The sequence below is a fragment of the Actinomadura meyerae genome (assembly GCF_900188445.1).
GTDB lineage: Bacteria > Actinomycetota > Actinomycetes > Streptosporangiales > Streptosporangiaceae > Spirillospora > Spirillospora meyerae.
The window spans coordinates 1-14,090 of record NZ_FZOR01000022.1 but is presented as its reverse complement, the minus strand read 5'-3'; the positions used below and the strand labels follow the sequence as shown (position 1 = coordinate 14,090).

The following is a 14,090-nucleotide window of genomic DNA, read 5'->3' as shown; positions in this document are numbered from 1 at the left end:
GAGGCGGGCCGCGCGGGAGGTGGCAGGTGGCTGGCGACGGGGCGGAGCGCGCCCGGCCGGTGAGCGTGGCCGGCAAGGTGATGGCGATCCTGAACGCCTTCGCCCAGGGCGGCGTCCGGCTCAACCTGAGCGAGATCTGCCGCCGCTCCGGGCTGCCGCTCGCGACCGGGCACCGGCTCGTCGGGGAACTGGTCGGCGGCGGGTTCCTGGAACGGGTCCCGGACGGGACGTACCGCATCGGCACCCGGCTGTGGCGCATCGGCAGCCAGGCCCCGGCCGTCACGGGGCTGCGCGAGCTGGCCCTGCCGCACATGGAGGACCTGTACGAGGCCACCCACGACAACGTGCAGCTCGGTGTGCTCCGCGACGACCGGGTGCTGATCGTCGAGCGCCTGCGCGGCACCCGCTCGGTGCCGGTCGTCACGCAGGTCGGCGCGCTGCTGCCGCTGCACACCACGGGCCTGGGCAAGGTGCTGCTGGCGTACGCGCCGCCGGAGGTCCGGGAGAAGGTCCTGTCCGGGGAGCTCGTCCGGCACTCGGCGCGGTCCATCACCGCCGCCGACGACCTGCGGCGCGCACTGGAGCAGGTCCGCGGCTCGGGCTACGCGCTGACCAGGGACGAGATGACGCTCGGCGCCTCGTCGGTCGGCGCGCCGGTGCGGGACGCGTCGGGCGAGGTGGTCGCGGCGCTGTCGCTGGTGTCGGCAACCCGCAGCGCCGACCTGCGGCGGCTGCTGCCACCGCTGACGACGGCGGCGCGCGCGCTGTCTCGGGACGTGGCCGCGCACTGGGGCGGCGATACCGACCTGTTTTCCGCTGACCGGAAGACCGGCGCCTGACCCGGCGGCGATGCGCGCCAGCATCGCCGGGTGAACCGACGACGAGGAGGCTCGATGCGTACCCAGGTCGCGATCATCGGCGGCGGCCCCGCCGGACTGCTGCTGTCGCACCTGCTCCATCTGCAGGGGATCGAGTCCGTGGTGCTCGAGAGCCGGGACCGCGACTACGTGGAGCACCGGCAGCGCGCCGGGATGCTGGAGCAGGGCACGACCGACGTGCTGCGCGAGTCCGGCGCCGGCGACCGGCTCGACCGGGAGGGGCTCGTCCACCACGGCCTGGAGCTGCGGTTCGGCGGCGCCGGGCACCGCGTCCCGCTGACCGACCTGACCGGCCGGACCGTCACCGTGTACGCGCAGACCGAGATCGTCAAGGACCTGGTGGCGCGGCGGCTGGCCGACGGCGGCGACGTGCGGTTCGAGGCCGAGGTCGTCGGCCTGGACGCGTCCGCGGCGAGCGTGACGTTCCGCAGCGGCGGTGAGACGCGCACCCTGGAGTGCGACTACATCGCGGGCTGCGACGGGTTCCACGGGGTCAGCCGCCCCGCGGTGCCGGGCCTGCGGACGTTCTCGCGCGAGTACCCGTTCGCCTGGCTCGGCATCCTCGCCGACGTGCCGCCGTCCACCGAGGAGCTGATCTACGCCAACCACGACCGCGGCTTCGCGCTGCACAGCCTGCGCTCGCCGCAGGTGAGCCGCCTGTACCTGCAGGTCAGCCCGGACGAGGACCTCGCCGCCTGGTCCGACGCCCGGATCTGGGACGAGCTGGCGGCGCGGTTCGCCACCGACGACGGCTGGAAGCTGCGCGAGGGCCCGATCACCGACCGGTCGATCACGCCGATGCGCAGCTTCGTGGCCGAGCCGCTGCGGCACGACCGGCTGTTCCTCGCCGGCGACGCCGGGCACATCGTGCCGCCGACCGGCGCCAAGGGCCTCAACCTCGCCGTCTCCGACGTGGTCGTCCTGGCGCGGGCCCTGACCGAGCGGTACGCCACCGGGTCGCAGACGCTGCTGGACGGCTACTCGGACACGTGCCTGCGGCGGGTCTGGCGGGCCGAGCACTTCTCCTACTGGATGACGACGCTGCTGCACGTCGACCCCGCGGCGACCGACTTCGAGCGGCGGCTGCAGCGCTCCCACCTTGACTACGTGGCGTCGTCGGAGGCGGCCATGGCATCGCTGGCGGAGAATTACACGGGCCTCCCCATCTTCTAGGGCGAGGCTCTCAGGGCAGGGCAGGGCAGGGCCCGGGGCGGTGCGGTGAGATGCACATCACGCGAATTGGCAGTGCCTGTAATTTTACCGGCTGAGCAAGTTCGTTCTACCGTGGACGGGTCGCGGGTGAGGGCCGCGCGGCCCGGTGGCTCGCGCGTGCCTTGCCCAACGCGGACGTCGAAGGTGAGAGGCTTCGGCATCGACCGTCCCCGCCCCCACAGAAGGACAGCGATGTGAGCCTCCTCGACCGACCGTCCCGGCCGGACGGCGCCCCCTCGCGGCTGCGCCTGCCGGGACGTCGGAGCGCGCCCGCCGGGGGACGGCCCGCCCGCGAGCGGCCGGGCGGGCGGCCCCACGCCGTCCGCGAGCTGATCCTGATCGCGGTGCTGTTCACCTTCTACAAGCTCGGCCGGCTGCTGGCGAGCGGCCGGGTCGGGGAGGCGTTCGGCAACGCCCGCGACGTGTGGCACCTGGAGCGCCTGCTGCGCCTGCCCAGCGAGACCGGCGTCCAGGAGGGCCTGCTGCACAGCGAGTTCCTCGTCCGCGCGGCCAACTGCTACTACGCCTACGTGCACTTCCCGGCGGCGATCGCCTTCCTGCTCTGGATCTACCTGCGGCGGCCCGCGCACTACCGGTGGGTCCGCCGGGTCATGGTGACGCTGACCGGCGCCGCGCTCGTCCTGCACCTGCTCGTGCCGCTGGCCCCGCCGCGGATGCTGCCGGCCACCGGGCTCATCGACACCGCGGCGCGGTTCGGCCCCGCCGTGTACGGGCCGCCGCAGACCGACACCGTCGCCAACCAGTACGCGGCGATGCCGTCCCTGCACATCGGGTGGGCGGCCGTCATCGCGCTCGGCCTCATCGTCACGGCCCGGACGCGCTGGCGCTGGCTGTGGCTCCTGCACCCCGCCGTGACGATCGCGGTCGTGGTCGGCACCGCCAACCACTACTGGCTGGACGGCATCGTGGTCCTCGCGCTGCTGGCGGCCGGCGTCCGGATCCTCCGCCCGCCCGCGGCCGGCCGGGCCGCGGCGCCCGGTTAGCCGGGCCGCCCCGCGTCCCCCTCCGGCTCCGCGTCCAGCGTGTCCAGCAGCTCGGTCACCGGCTGGAGCTTCTCGTACAGCAGCAGCACGGGCTCGCCCGGCTCGGCGAGGTCCAGCGCGGACGCCAGCGCCCCCTTCAGGTCGCCCGCCGGATGGTGCAGGACGTCCGGGCGCTCCTCCCGCAGCCCCTGGACGATCAGCCGGGTCATCTCGCCGGAGCGGCGGCCCCGGAGGTCCTCGTCCTCGTAGACGACGACCCGGCCGAACGACGCCGCGACCGCCCGTGCCGTCTCGCCGACGAGTTCGTCGGACCGGTCACCCGGAAGCGTGACCGCGGCGACACCCCCGCCGCCCCAGCGGCGCCGGACGAACGCGCCCATCGCGGCGACCGCCGCCGGGTTGTGCGCGTAGTCGACCAGGACCGGGTTCTCGCCGACCCGGTACACGCAGCCCCGGCCGGGGTTGCGGGTGTGCGGGTCGAACGAGCGCAGCGCGCGCGCCACCACGTCGACCGCGACGCCGAGGGCGCGGGCGGCGGCCGAGGCGGCCAGCGCGTTCGCCAGGACGTGCGCGGCGTCCCCGCCGAACGCGCCCGCCACCTCCGCGGCCGGCAGGATCCGCGTCCGGCGGTCGCCGCGCGCCTCGGTCAGCCAGCCGTCCGCGACGTAGTAGCCGAGGCCGCCGCCGCGCAGGTGCGCCGCGAGGACGGGGGCGTCCGGCGACAGCGAGAAGAACCGCAGCACCGGGTCGCGGCGCCGCACCGCGGGCCGCTCCGCCAGGCTCGCCGACGGGCCGTCCTCGGCGTTCAGCACCAGGTGCCCGCCGCGCCGGATCTCCTCGGCGACCAGCGCTTTGATCTCGAGCAGGTCGGCCACGGACTCGGTGTCGTCCATGCCGAGGTGGTCGCGCGTCACGTTGGTGACGGCGGCGACGTCGGCGCGGTCGTAGCCGAGGCCGCGGCGGACGATGCCGCCGCGCGCCGTCTCCAGCACGGCCGCCTCCACCGACCGGTCGCCGAGCACCATCTCCGCCGAGCGGGGCCCGGAGGCGTCCGACACGTGCACCGGCCGCCCGCCGACGAGCACGCCCTCGGTGCTGGTCATGCCGGTCAGCCGGCCGTCCAGCTCCAGCATGTGCGCGATCATCCGGACGGTCGTCGTCTTGCCGTTGGTCCCCGTCACCGACACGACCGGGACCCGCGACGGCGTCCCCGCCGGGTACATCAGGTCGATGATCTCGCCGGCGACGTCGCGCCCCGCCCCCTCGTGCGGCGCCAGGTGCATGCGCAGCCCCGGCGCGGCGTTGACCTCCAGGATCCCGGCGGCGCCGCGCTCGGCGGGCACCGGGGAGGCGATGTCGGGCAGCCGCAGGTCGATGCCGCACACGTCCATGCCGACGGCCGCGGCGGCCCGCACGCACATCGCGGCGACGTCCGGGTGGACCTCGCCGGTCACGTCGCGGCTGGTGCCGCCGGTGGACAGGTTCGCGTTGCGGCGCAGCCACACCCGCTCCCCGCCGGCGGGCACCGAGTCGGGGCCGTGCCCCTGCCGGGCCAGCAGCGCCAGCTCCGTCGGGCCGAGCACCAGCCGCGTCAGCGGCCGGTCGTGGCCCTCGCCGCGCGCCGGGTCGGCGTTGACCCGCTCCACCAGCGCCGCGACCGTGGCCGTCCCGTCGCCGGTCAGATGGGCGGCGGTCAGCTCGGCCGCCGCCGCGACCCGGCCGCCCACCACCAGCACCCGGTAGTCGATGCCCGGGATGTAGGACTCGACGAGGACCTCGCCGTCCTCCCCGGCGGCGGACGCGAACGCGGCCAGCACCTCCGGCGGCTCGGTCAGCTCGATGTGGACGTTCTCGCCCTGGTGCCCGGCGAGCGGCTTGACGACCACCGGCCCGCCGATGTCGTGCAGCGCCGCCAGGGCCTCCGCCGGCGACGCGGCGACCCGGCCCTCCGGGACGGGGACGCCCGCGTCGGCGAGGACCCGGTGCGCGAGCCGCTTGTCGCCCGCGACCTCCATCCCGATCGCGGAGGTCGTGTCGGTCATCGCCGCCCACACCGTCCGCCGGTACCGGCCGTACCCGAGGCGCAGCAGGTTGAGGCCGCCGACGCGGCGGACCGGCACGCCCCGCTCGCGCGCCGCCCGCGCGAGCGCCGCCGTGCTCACCCCGAGGCTCTCGGCCTCGTGCGCGGCGGCGACCTCGGCGAGGCCGGCGGACAGGTCCGGGACCTTGCCCTCCAGCGCGCCGGTCACCGTCCGCACCGCGAGCGCGATGAGCCGCTCCACCACGGTGCTGTCGTCCGGCTCGTCGCGCGGGCACTCCAGGATCACCTCGTACTCGCCCGGGTCGCCGGCGAGGACGGTGCGGCCGAAGAACACCTCGCGGCCGATGAGCCCGGACAGCTCCAGCGTGACGTGCTCGGTGACATGGCCGAAGTAGGTGCCGCGCGCCATCGCGTCCAGCAGGCCGCCGGGGCGGCCCGCCGAGCAGTGGTGCCCGGCGAGGCCCGGCAGCGCCGCGACGAGGCGCTCGGCGAAGCCGGGGTGGTCGGTGGTCTCGTGGCCGGTCAGGGCCTGCAGGTCCAGCCGGGCGATCGCGACCGGCCGGCGCAGGTAGGTGTTCGGGGCGCCGAGGCGCCGCACATGGTCGAGCCGCACGGCTCAGTCCTCCTCGTCCGGGCCGCGCATGTTGCCGATCGCGGGCAGCTTGTCGTTCATCTGGAACGCGCAGCCGGCCGGCAGCAGGTGCAGCGACACGTCGAACATGGCCATCGGCTCGTCGTCGGAGGCGGCGTAGGCGATGGTGGACTGCCCGGCGTCCACGACCGTCACCACCCCGGTCCCGACGACCTCGAACTGGCCGTCGCCCACGACGATCGCCGTGTCCTCGTCGATCCCGACGCCGAGCAGCCGGGTGTCGAGCGCGATGCCGCTCATCAGCCGCGGCAGCCGCCCGCGCTCGTTGAAGTGCATGTCGATCAGCACGTTGTCCAGCAGCGCGAGGCCCGGGCCGACCTTCACGCTGGAGGCGGCGACCTCGTGGCCGTGCCCGCCCAGGATCATCCAGTGCCCCATCGCGGTCGCGCCGGCGCTCGTCCCGGCGATGACCAGGCCCTCCTGGTCGAGGCGCCGCTTGAGCAGCTCGTTGGTCCGCGACCCCACCAGCGTCCGGATCCTCGACTGGTCGCCGCCGCTGAACAGCACGCCGGTCGCGTTGTCCAGCGCCCGCAGCGTCGCCGGGTCGTCGGCCGCGGCGCGGCCGAGCAGCCGCAGCTCCCGGACCGACGGCACGCCGAGCCGCCCGAACACCGCCGTGTACTCCTCGGCGACCTCCTCGGGCACCTCCGTCGCCGTCGTCACCACCACGATCCGCGCGTCCTCGGCCCCGGCCAGCTCGACGAACGTCTCCAGCGGCCCGGCCCCGCAGGTCCGATTCTCCGCCCCACCGATGATCAGCAGCCGGCCCTTGCGTCCGGCGTCCCCATGTTCGGCCTTCACACTGAGCTGACTACCCCCGATCACGGGTGGTAGTCGCACAATTGCGTGGAGTCCGGACCCGGACGCGGCGCGACGCTGTGCCATGCTGTGCGGATGAGCGGCAGCCCCGTTCCCCCGGACGTCCCCGCCCGGCCCGCGACCGGTCCGTCCGCGGCGCTCGCCGCCGCGTCCGCGCACTACCTGCGCGGCGACCCGATCGACATGTCGGCGCTGGCGGCGGAGCTGGGCGTCGGGCGCGCGACGCTGTACCGGTGGGTGGGCGGGCGCGAGCAGCTCATCGGGGCGGTCCTCGCGGAGATGACCGAGCGCACCTACCGCGTCGCGGCGCGCGGCGTCGGCGGCGCGGGCGCGCCGCGGATCCTCGCCCTCCTGGAGCGCTTCATGCGCGCGGTCGTGGACGCGGCGCCGCTGAAGGCGTTCACCGAGCGCGAGCCGCGGCTGTTCATCCGGCTGGCCACCATGCCCGGCACCATCGAGGACCGCGCGGCCGACCTGCTGGCGGGCGAGCTGCAGGCGGAGATCGACCGCGGCGCGCTGCGCGTCCCGCTGCCCACCCGCACGCTGGCGCAGGCGATCGTACGGGTCGCCGACTCGTTCATGTACGCCCACTTCCTGGGCGGGAGCCGGCCGGAGATCGACCGGGCCCTGGAGGTCGTCGAGCTGCTGCTGCGCCCCTGCGTGCCGGAGGGCGGCGCCCGGCCGTCCCACGACCGGGAATCTCGCGTCCGGGAATCTCAGCGGCCCGCCGAACGCTGAACAATGGACGGCGATTGACCACTTTGTGGCATTCGTCGGCCATGAGAGGCTATGGCATTGGACGCATCGTCGAACAAGGGACGGCCGGGCCGTGAGTGACATCCCCCGCCGCGCGGTGACGCGCACCGCCAAGCTGGCGACCCTCCCGCTGGGCTTCGCCGGGCGCACCGCCCTCGGACTCGGCAAGCGGACCTTCGGCCGCCCGGCCGAGGCCGTGGCGCTGGAGGTCCAGCGCCGCACCGCCGAGCAGCTGTTCGCCGTGCTCGGCGAGCTGAAGGGCGGCGCGATGAAGGTCGGCCAGCTGCTGTCGATCTTCGAGGCGGGGCTGCCCGAGGAGATCGCGGGCCCGTTCCGCGCCAGCCTCACCCGCCTCCAGGAGTCGGCGCCGCCGATGCCGGCCGCCACCACCCACAAGGTCCTCGCCGAGGGCCTCGGCGAGGACTGGCGCGACCTGTTCGACGACTTCGACGACCGCCCGGCCGCCGCCGCGTCCATCGGGCAGGTGCACAAGGCCGTCTGGCACGACGGCCGCACGGTCGCGGTCAAGGTGCAGTACCCCGGCGCCGCGCAGGCGCTGATGAGCGACTTCAACCAGATCTCCCGGCTGAGCCGGCTGTTCACCCCGCTGTTCCCCGGCGTCGAGGTCAAGCCCGTCGTCGCCGACCTGAAGCGCCGCCTGGAGAAGGAGCTCGACTACGTCGACGAGGCGCGCGCCCAGACCGCCTTCCACGACGCCTACGCCGGCGACCCCGACTTCGCCGTCCCCGCCGTGGTCGCGCAGTCCGGGAACGTGCTGGTCACCGAGTGGCTGGACGGCACCCCGCTCGCCAAGGTCATCGCGGAGGGCGACCAGGACCGCCGCGACCGCGCCGGCCTGCTGCTGTTCCGCTTCCTGCTGTCCGGCCCGGCCCGCTGCGAGATGATCCACATCGACCCGCACCCGGGCAACTTCCGGCTGCTGGACGACGGCCGCCTCGGCGTGCTGGACTTCGGCGGCGCCGCCCGCGTCCCGGCGGAGCTGCAGTGGTCGATCGGCCGGCTGCTGCGCATCGGCACCCTCGGCGACCCCGACGAGATCGTCGACGCCCTCTGCGACGAGGGCTTCCTCGTCCCCGAGGCCGAGGTGGACCCGGAGGAGATCGCCGACCTCGTCGCCCCGCACGCCGCGCCGTTCGCGGTGGAGCGCTTCCGCTACTCCCGCGAGTGGCTGCGCGAGCAGACGGCCCGCGGCCTCGGGCTCGCCTCCGACATGCGCCCCGGCGCGGTCGCCCGCGCGTTCCGGCTCCCGCCGCAGTACCTGGCCGTGAGCCGCGCCCTGTCGGGCTGCGGCGGCGTCCTGTGCCAGCTGGAGGCCGAGGGCGCCTTCCGCGCCGAGGCGGAGCGGTGGCTCCCCGGCTTCGCCGACGACGGCGGCCCCGGAGACCTCGACGGCGAGGACGCCGGCGGCCTGGACGGCCCGGCCCAGGCCACGGCCTGACCCGGGCGCCCGGTCCCGGGCCAGGTCAGGCGCCGGTCAGGCGAGGGCCTCGGCCTCCTCCTGCTCGACCTGGCGGTTCCATTCGCGCTTGCTCGACTGCCAGCCGTCCTCGTCGCGGCCGAGCCGCCAGTAGCCGGAGATCGAGAGCAGGTCGAGGGGCAGGCCCCGCTCGACGCGCAGGTGGCGGCGCAGCGCCTTGACGAAGCCGGCCTCGCCGTGGACGAAGGCGTGCACCTCGCCGTCGGGGAAGTCGAGCTTCTGCACGGTCTCGGCCAGCAGCTCGCCGACCCGGCCGGCGCCGCGGTGCAGCCAGACGATCTCGGTGCGGGCCGAGCCGCGCAGCGGCTGCTCCTCCTCCGGGCCGGCGACCTCGATGAAGACGCGGGCCGGGGCGGACTCGGGGAGGCGTTCGAGGGCGGCGGCGATCGCGGGCAGCGCGCTCTCGTCGCCGGCGAGCAGGTGCCAGTCCGCGGCCGGGCGCGGCGCGTAGGCGCCGCCGGGGCCGTTGAACATGATCTCGTCGCCCGGCCGGGCGTTCGCCGCCCACGGGCCGGCGAGGCCCTTGTCGCCGTGGTGGACGAAGTCGATCGTCAGCTCGCGTGCCAGCTCGTCCCACGCGCGGACGGTGTAGGTGCGGGTCGCGGGCCACTGCTCGCGCGGCAGCTCGGCGCGCACCCGCTCCATGTCGAACGGCTCGGGGTAGGCGACGCCCGGACGCGGGAACAGCAGCTTCACGTAGTGGTCGGTGAACTCGCCCGCGGTGAACCGCGCGAGGCCGTCGCCGCCGAGGACCACGCGGATCATGTGCGGGGTGAGGCGCTCGGTGCGCAGCACCGTCCCCCGGTGGAGCGCGCGTCCCCTGCGTGCCGGTTCGCGTGCCGGTTCGGGTGCCGGTTCCGTCGCCATGCGTCCTCCGATGTGATCCGCCGTACTTAGGTAACCCTAACCCGAGGCGGCGTCCACTTTGTTCCAGAGGGTCGATCCCGGGCGCGGCGCCGGGTTACCGTCGCCTGGGCGGCCCCGGCGAGGCGGACGGTGATGGCAGTGGCGCTCAGCAGGCAGACGATGACGGACGAGCAGCGCAAGTCGGTGGCGCTGGAGTACCTCAAGGGGTTCGACAACGGCGGCGTCACCTCCGACGGCGCGCCGCTGCTCGACCTGTTCGCGTCCGACGCGCAGGTGTACTTCCCGAAGTGGGGCCTCGCCACCGGCAAGGAGGAGATCGGCCGGCTGTTCGGCGACGTGGGCGCGACGATCACCTCGATCCGGCACCACTACGCGTCCTTCAACTGGATCTTCTCCGGCGGCGACACGGTGGTGTGCGAGGGCACCAGCCACGGGGAGCACCGCGACGGGCCGTGGCGGGCGGGCGTCCCCGAGTGGGGCGCCGGCCGGTGGTGCGACGTGTTCGAGATCCGCGACTGGCTGATCCAGCGGGTGTTCATCTACCTCGACCCCGACTACGCCGGCGCCGACACCGCCCGGTACCCCTGGCTCGCGGACGGCTGACCGCCGGCCCGCGCGGCCCGGGCGGGGCGCCCCTCCCGGCGGGTCCGTCTGCGGTACGTTCGGGGGACCTCGCGCACCCCCTCAGCCACCCGTGCCGCCGGAGGACCGGATGCCCCTGCTCGCCCAGCTGCTCGCCGCCGTCGCCGACGGCTCGGTGGAGATCGTCGACCTGACCGCGCCGCTGTCGGACCGGACGCCGATCCTCCGGTTGCCCGAGCCCTTCGCCAACACCGTGCCGTTCCGGCTCCGGGAGATCAGCCGCTACGACGACCGCGGCCCCGCCTGGTACTGGAACGACATCGAGACGGGCGAGCACGTCGGCACGCACTTCGACGCCCCCGTGCACTGGGCCACCGGGCGCGGCGGCGAGGACGTCGCGCAGGTCCCGCCCGCCCGCCTGGTCGCCCCGGCCGTGGTGCTGGACGCGTCCGCGCGGGCGGCGGCCGACCCCGACTTCCTGCTGGAGATCGAGCACGTCCGCGACTGGGAGAAGGCGAACGGCCCGCTCCCGGACGGCGGCTGGCTGCTGTACCGGACGGGCTGGGACGCGCGGTCCGGCGACCAGGGCGCCTTCCTCAACGCCGACGAGAACGGCCCCCGCACGCCGGGGATCTCCGCCGAGTGCGCCCGCTGGCTCGCCGAGGAGACCCCCGTGATCGGCCTCGGCGTCGAGACCGTCGGGACCGACGCGGGCGCCGCCCACGCCTTCGACCCGCCGTTCCCGTGCCACTCCTACTTCCTCGGCGCGGGCAAGTACGGCCTCACCCAGCTGCAGAACCTCGCCCGGCTGCCGGCCCGCGGCGCCGTGCTCGTCGCCGCGCCGCTGCCGATCGAGGGCGGCTCCGGCAGCCCGGCCCGCGTCCTCGCGCTGATCGAGCGATGATCGTCGCGGAGGCCGTGGGGGAGGCCCTCGCGCGGCTCGGCGCCCGCACCGTCTTCGGGGTCGCCGGCAGCGGCAACTTCCACGTCACCAACGCGATGGCCGCGCACGGCGCCCGGTACGTCGCCGCCCGGCACGAGGGCGGCGCCGTGACGATGGCGGACGCGTACGCGCGGGTGAGCGGCGGTCTCGGCGTGGTCAGCGTCCACCAGGGGCCGGGTCTCACCAACGCGGTCACCGGCATGGCCGAGGCCGCCAAGAGCCGCACGCCGCTGCTGGTCGTCGCGGGCGAGGTGGCCGCCGCCGCGGTGCGCTCCAACTTCCGGGTCGACCAGGCGGCGATCGCCGCGGCCGTCGGGGCGGTGCCCGAGCGGGTCCACTCGCCGGAGACGGCGCTCGACGACGTGGCGCGCGCCTGCCGCACCGCGGTCGCCGAGCGGCGCACCGTGCTGCTGGGCCTGCCGCTGGACGTGCAGGGCGCCGAGCTGCCGGACGGGCCGTCCCGCCGGTCCGGCCCGCCGCCCGCCGGGTACCGGCCGCGGCCCGCGCAGGTGCCGCCGCTGCCGGTGCCGCCGCCGGCGGCCGTCGCCCGGCTCGCCGACGCGCTGCGGGCGGCGCGCCGGCCGGTGTTCATCGCGGGGCGGGGCGCCCGGCTGGCCGGCGCCCGCGAGCCGCTCGCCGAGCTGGCCGCCCGCTGCGGCGCGCTGCCCGCGACCTCGGCCGTCGCGCGCGGCCTGTTCGCCGGCGACCCGTTCGCGCTGGACGTGAGCGGCGGGTTCGCCACCCCGGCCGCCGCGGAGCTGATCCGCGGCGCCGACCTGGTCGTCGGCTGGGGCTGCTCGCTGACCATGTGGACCACGCGGCACGGCGCGCTCATCGCCCCGGACGCGACGGTCGTGCAGGTCGACGTCGACGCCCGCGCCCTCGGGGCGCACCGCCCGGTCGACCTCGGGCTGATCGGCGACGCGGCCGAGACGGCGCGGGCCGTGCTCGCCGAGCTGGAGGCGCGCGGCCACCGGGCCACCGGCTACCGGACGCCGGAGGTGGGGGAGCGGCTCGCCCGCGAGGGCCGCTGGCGGGACGTCCCGTACGAGGAGCACCCGGACGCCGACGACGACGGCCGGCCCCGCGTCGACCCCCGGACGCTGACGATCGCTCTCGACGCGATGCTGCCCCGCGAGCGCACCGTCGCCGTCGACTCGGGCAACTTCATGGGCTACCCGGCGATGTTCCTGGACGTCCCCGACGCCGACGGGCTGGTGTTCACCCAGGCGTTCCAGTCGGTCGGGCTCGGCCTCGCCACGGCGGTCGGCGCCGCCGTCGCCCGCCCGGACCGGCTCACCGTCGCCGCCCTCGGCGACGGCGGCGCGCTGATGTCGGTCGCGGAGCTGGAGACCGCCGTCCGGCTCGGGCTGGACCTGCTCGTGGTCGTCTACGACGACGAGGCGTACGGCGCCGAGGTGTACCACTTCGGCCCGGCCGGGCACCCGCTGGACACCGTCGTGTTCCCGCCGGCGGACCTGGCCGCGATCGGCCGCGGCTTCGGCTGCGCGGCGGCGACCGTCCGGTGCCCGGACGACCTGGCCGCCGTCGCGGACTGGCTCGCCGGCCCGCGGGACCGGCCGATGGTCGTGGACGCCAAGGTCACCCGGGACCGCCCCGCCTGGTGGCTCGAAGAGGCGTTCCGCGGTCACTGACCGTCGCATCGTGAGCACCCAGCGCACATTTGGCCGTGTACTCCGGTCACCGCTGGGAACGACCACGCCATCGCGATCACGCGCGGGGGTGGAGGGACGGCGCGGGGCCGGTGGTACCGCCGGGAGCCCCGTGGACCCGTCCCGCCATGTGCACTCGCCTCCGCGTCGGTTGTGCCCACGTCACACGTCCTGGAGGAGGAGCGATGACGCGATGGCCGAAGGTCCCCGAGCTCGCCCGGGAGATGGCCGCGGAGTTCGCCGGCACGATGATCCTGATCCTGTTCGGGGTGGGCGTCGTCGCCCAGGCCGTCGCGGGCAGCGGGCTCGGGGAGGCGCAGAGCCTCGGCGGCCACGACGCCATCTCCTGGGCGTGGGGCATCGCCGTGACGCTCGGCGTCTACGTCTCCGCGCGGATCAGCGGCGGCCACATCAATCCCGCCGTGACCGTCGCGCTGGCGGTGTTCAAGGGCTTCCCCTGGCGCAAGGTGCTCCCGTTCTGCTTCGCGCAGACGCTCGGCGCCTTCGTCGCGGCGCTGATCGTCCGGTGGGACTACACCGAGATCCTCAACAAGTTCGACCCGGGGCTGACGACCAAGACGCAGTTCGTGTTCTCCACCATGCCCGGCAACGGGTCGCTTCCGATCCACACCTGGGGCGCGTTCCGGGACCAGATCATCGGCACCGCGATCCTGCTGTTCCTCGTCCTCGCCCTCACCGACCTGCGCAACGCGCCGCCGCTGGCGAACATGGCCCCGCTCATCATCGGCCTCGTCGTGGTGGCGATCGGGATGGCGTTCGGCTCCGCCGCCGGGTACGCGATCAACCCGGCCCGCGACCTCGGCCCCCGGCTCGCGCAGTACATCACCGGATACGGGACGGCCTGGCGCGACCAGTACGGGGAGTTCTACTTCTGGGTACCGATCGTGGCGCCGCTGATCGGCGGCATCCTCGGGGCCGGCCTGTACATCCTGCTCATCGGGCGCAACATCCCCGAAGAGGAGGAAGAGGCCACCCTGCCGACCGGGCCCGAGCCGGAGTACGACGTTTCCTGACGGGGCCGCGTCCGCGGCGGAAGAAGGAGGAGAGTCCATGGCCGACTTCGTCGGTGCCCTCGACCAGGGCACGACCAGCACCCGCTTCATGATCTTCGATCACGGCGGGAACGAGATCGCGCGCCACCAGC

Annotated in this window: 12 protein-coding genes; 9 read left to right on the top strand and 3 right to left on the bottom strand. The window is 75.1% G+C overall.

What is annotated here, in order from left to right; translation table 11 throughout:
- Positions 1–26 precede the first annotated feature (26 nt).
- The 3 genes from CHF16_RS21990 to CHF16_RS21980 all read left to right on the top strand — a co-directional run bounded on the left by CHF16_RS21990 (position 27) and on the right by CHF16_RS21980 (position 3,094).
- Positions 27–839 (top strand): IclR family transcriptional regulator, encoded by an 813-nt coding sequence (locus tag CHF16_RS21990; protein WP_245869001.1) that lies wholly within the window; start codon positions 27–29, stop codon positions 837–839.
- Between the two features lie 54 nt (positions 840–893).
- Positions 894–2,051 carry a 4-hydroxybenzoate 3-monooxygenase gene (locus CHF16_RS21985; RefSeq protein WP_089327986.1) on the top strand — a complete coding sequence of 386 codons (1,158 nt, stop codon included), beginning with the start codon at positions 894–896 and terminating at the stop codon, positions 2,049–2,051.
- 233 nt (positions 2,052–2,284) lie between these two features.
- A complete protein-coding gene (locus CHF16_RS21980; protein WP_245868999.1) occupies positions 2,285–3,094 on the top strand; it encodes a phosphatase PAP2 family protein in 810 nt (269 codons plus the stop codon).
- Here the strand turns inward: CHF16_RS21980 and cphA are convergent.
- Both cphA and CHF16_RS21970 read right to left on the bottom strand, forming a co-directional pair.
- Entirely contained in the window at positions 3,091–5,748 is a 2,658-nt protein-coding gene (gene cphA / locus CHF16_RS21975; protein WP_089327985.1) for a cyanophycin synthetase, read from the bottom strand. The two genes, CHF16_RS21980 and cphA, sit on opposite strands and share 4 nt — an antisense overlap.
- Before the next feature lie 3 nt (positions 5,749–5,751).
- A complete protein-coding gene (locus CHF16_RS21970; RefSeq protein ID WP_218826775.1) occupies positions 5,752–6,588 on the bottom strand; it encodes a cyanophycinase in 837 nt (278 codons plus the stop codon).
- A 93-nt stretch (positions 6,589–6,681) separates the two neighbouring features.
- Here CHF16_RS21970 and CHF16_RS21965 point away from each other — a divergent pair, with 93 nt between their 5' ends.
- Both CHF16_RS21965 and CHF16_RS21960 read left to right on the top strand, forming a co-directional pair.
- Positions 6,682–7,344 (top strand): QsdR family transcriptional regulator, encoded by a 663-nt coding sequence (locus tag CHF16_RS21965; RefSeq protein WP_179271643.1) that lies wholly within the window; start codon positions 6,682–6,684, stop codon positions 7,342–7,344.
- 91 nt (positions 7,345–7,435) lie between these two features.
- On the top strand, positions 7,436–8,821 hold the full coding sequence (locus CHF16_RS21960) for an ABC1 kinase family protein (RefSeq protein WP_179271642.1): 1,386 nt from the start codon (positions 7,436–7,438) through the stop codon (positions 8,819–8,821).
- A 36-nt stretch (positions 8,822–8,857) separates the two neighbouring features.
- On the opposite strand, the gene CHF16_RS21955 is transcribed toward CHF16_RS21960, so the two are convergent.
- On the bottom strand, positions 8,858–9,727 hold the full coding sequence (locus tag CHF16_RS21955; RefSeq protein ID WP_089327983.1) for a siderophore-interacting protein: 870 nt from the start codon (positions 9,725–9,727) through the stop codon (positions 8,858–8,860).
- 132 nt (positions 9,728–9,859) lie between these two features.
- Here CHF16_RS21955 and CHF16_RS21950 point away from each other — a divergent pair, with 132 nt between their 5' ends.
- From CHF16_RS21950 to CHF16_RS21935, 4 genes are all read left to right on the top strand, one after another.
- Complete coding sequence (locus tag CHF16_RS21950) at positions 9,860–10,330, top strand: nuclear transport factor 2 family protein (RefSeq protein WP_245868996.1); 471 nt, start codon at positions 9,860–9,862, stop codon at positions 10,328–10,330.
- 109 nt (positions 10,331–10,439) lie between these two features.
- Positions 10,440–11,213: a cyclase family protein gene (locus CHF16_RS21945; protein ID WP_089327981.1), complete on the top strand. Its 774-nt coding sequence runs from the start codon at positions 10,440–10,442 to the stop codon at positions 11,211–11,213.
- On the top strand, positions 11,210–12,907 hold the full coding sequence (locus CHF16_RS21940; RefSeq protein WP_089327980.1) for a thiamine pyrophosphate-binding protein: 1,698 nt from the start codon (positions 11,210–11,212) through the stop codon (positions 12,905–12,907). Before CHF16_RS21945 ends, CHF16_RS21940 begins: the two co-directional genes overlap by 4 nt.
- 203 nt (positions 12,908–13,110) lie before the next feature.
- Positions 13,111–13,959 carry an MIP/aquaporin family protein gene (locus CHF16_RS21935; RefSeq protein ID WP_245868993.1) on the top strand — a complete coding sequence of 283 codons (849 nt, stop codon included), beginning with the start codon at positions 13,111–13,113 and terminating at the stop codon, positions 13,957–13,959.
- The last annotated feature ends 131 nt before the right edge of the window (positions 13,960–14,090 follow it).

Excerpts from the sequence above, each read along its gene's own strand:
- CHF16_RS21935 (WP_245868993.1), top strand. The coding sequence starts at position 13,111 with ATGACGCGATGGCCGAAGGTCCCCGAGCTCGCCCGGGAGATGGCCGCG.
- CHF16_RS21965 (WP_179271643.1), top strand. The coding sequence starts at position 6,682 with ATGAGCGGCAGCCCCGTTCCCCCGGACGTCCCCGCCCGGCCCGCGACC.
- CHF16_RS21945 (WP_089327981.1), top strand. The coding sequence starts at position 10,440 with ATGCCCCTGCTCGCCCAGCTGCTCGCCGCCGTCGCCGACGGCTCGGTG.
- CHF16_RS21985 (WP_089327986.1), top strand. The coding sequence starts at position 894 with ATGCGTACCCAGGTCGCGATCATCGGCGGCGGCCCCGCCGGACTGCTG.
- CHF16_RS21950 (WP_245868996.1), top strand. The coding sequence starts at position 9,860 with ATGGCAGTGGCGCTCAGCAGGCAGACGATGACGGACGAGCAGCGCAAG.
- CHF16_RS21955 (WP_089327983.1), bottom strand. The coding sequence starts at position 9,727 with ATGGCGACGGAACCGGCACCCGAACCGGCACGCGAACCGGCACGCAGG.
- CHF16_RS21940 (WP_089327980.1), top strand. The coding sequence starts at position 11,210 with ATGATCGTCGCGGAGGCCGTGGGGGAGGCCCTCGCGCGGCTCGGCGCC.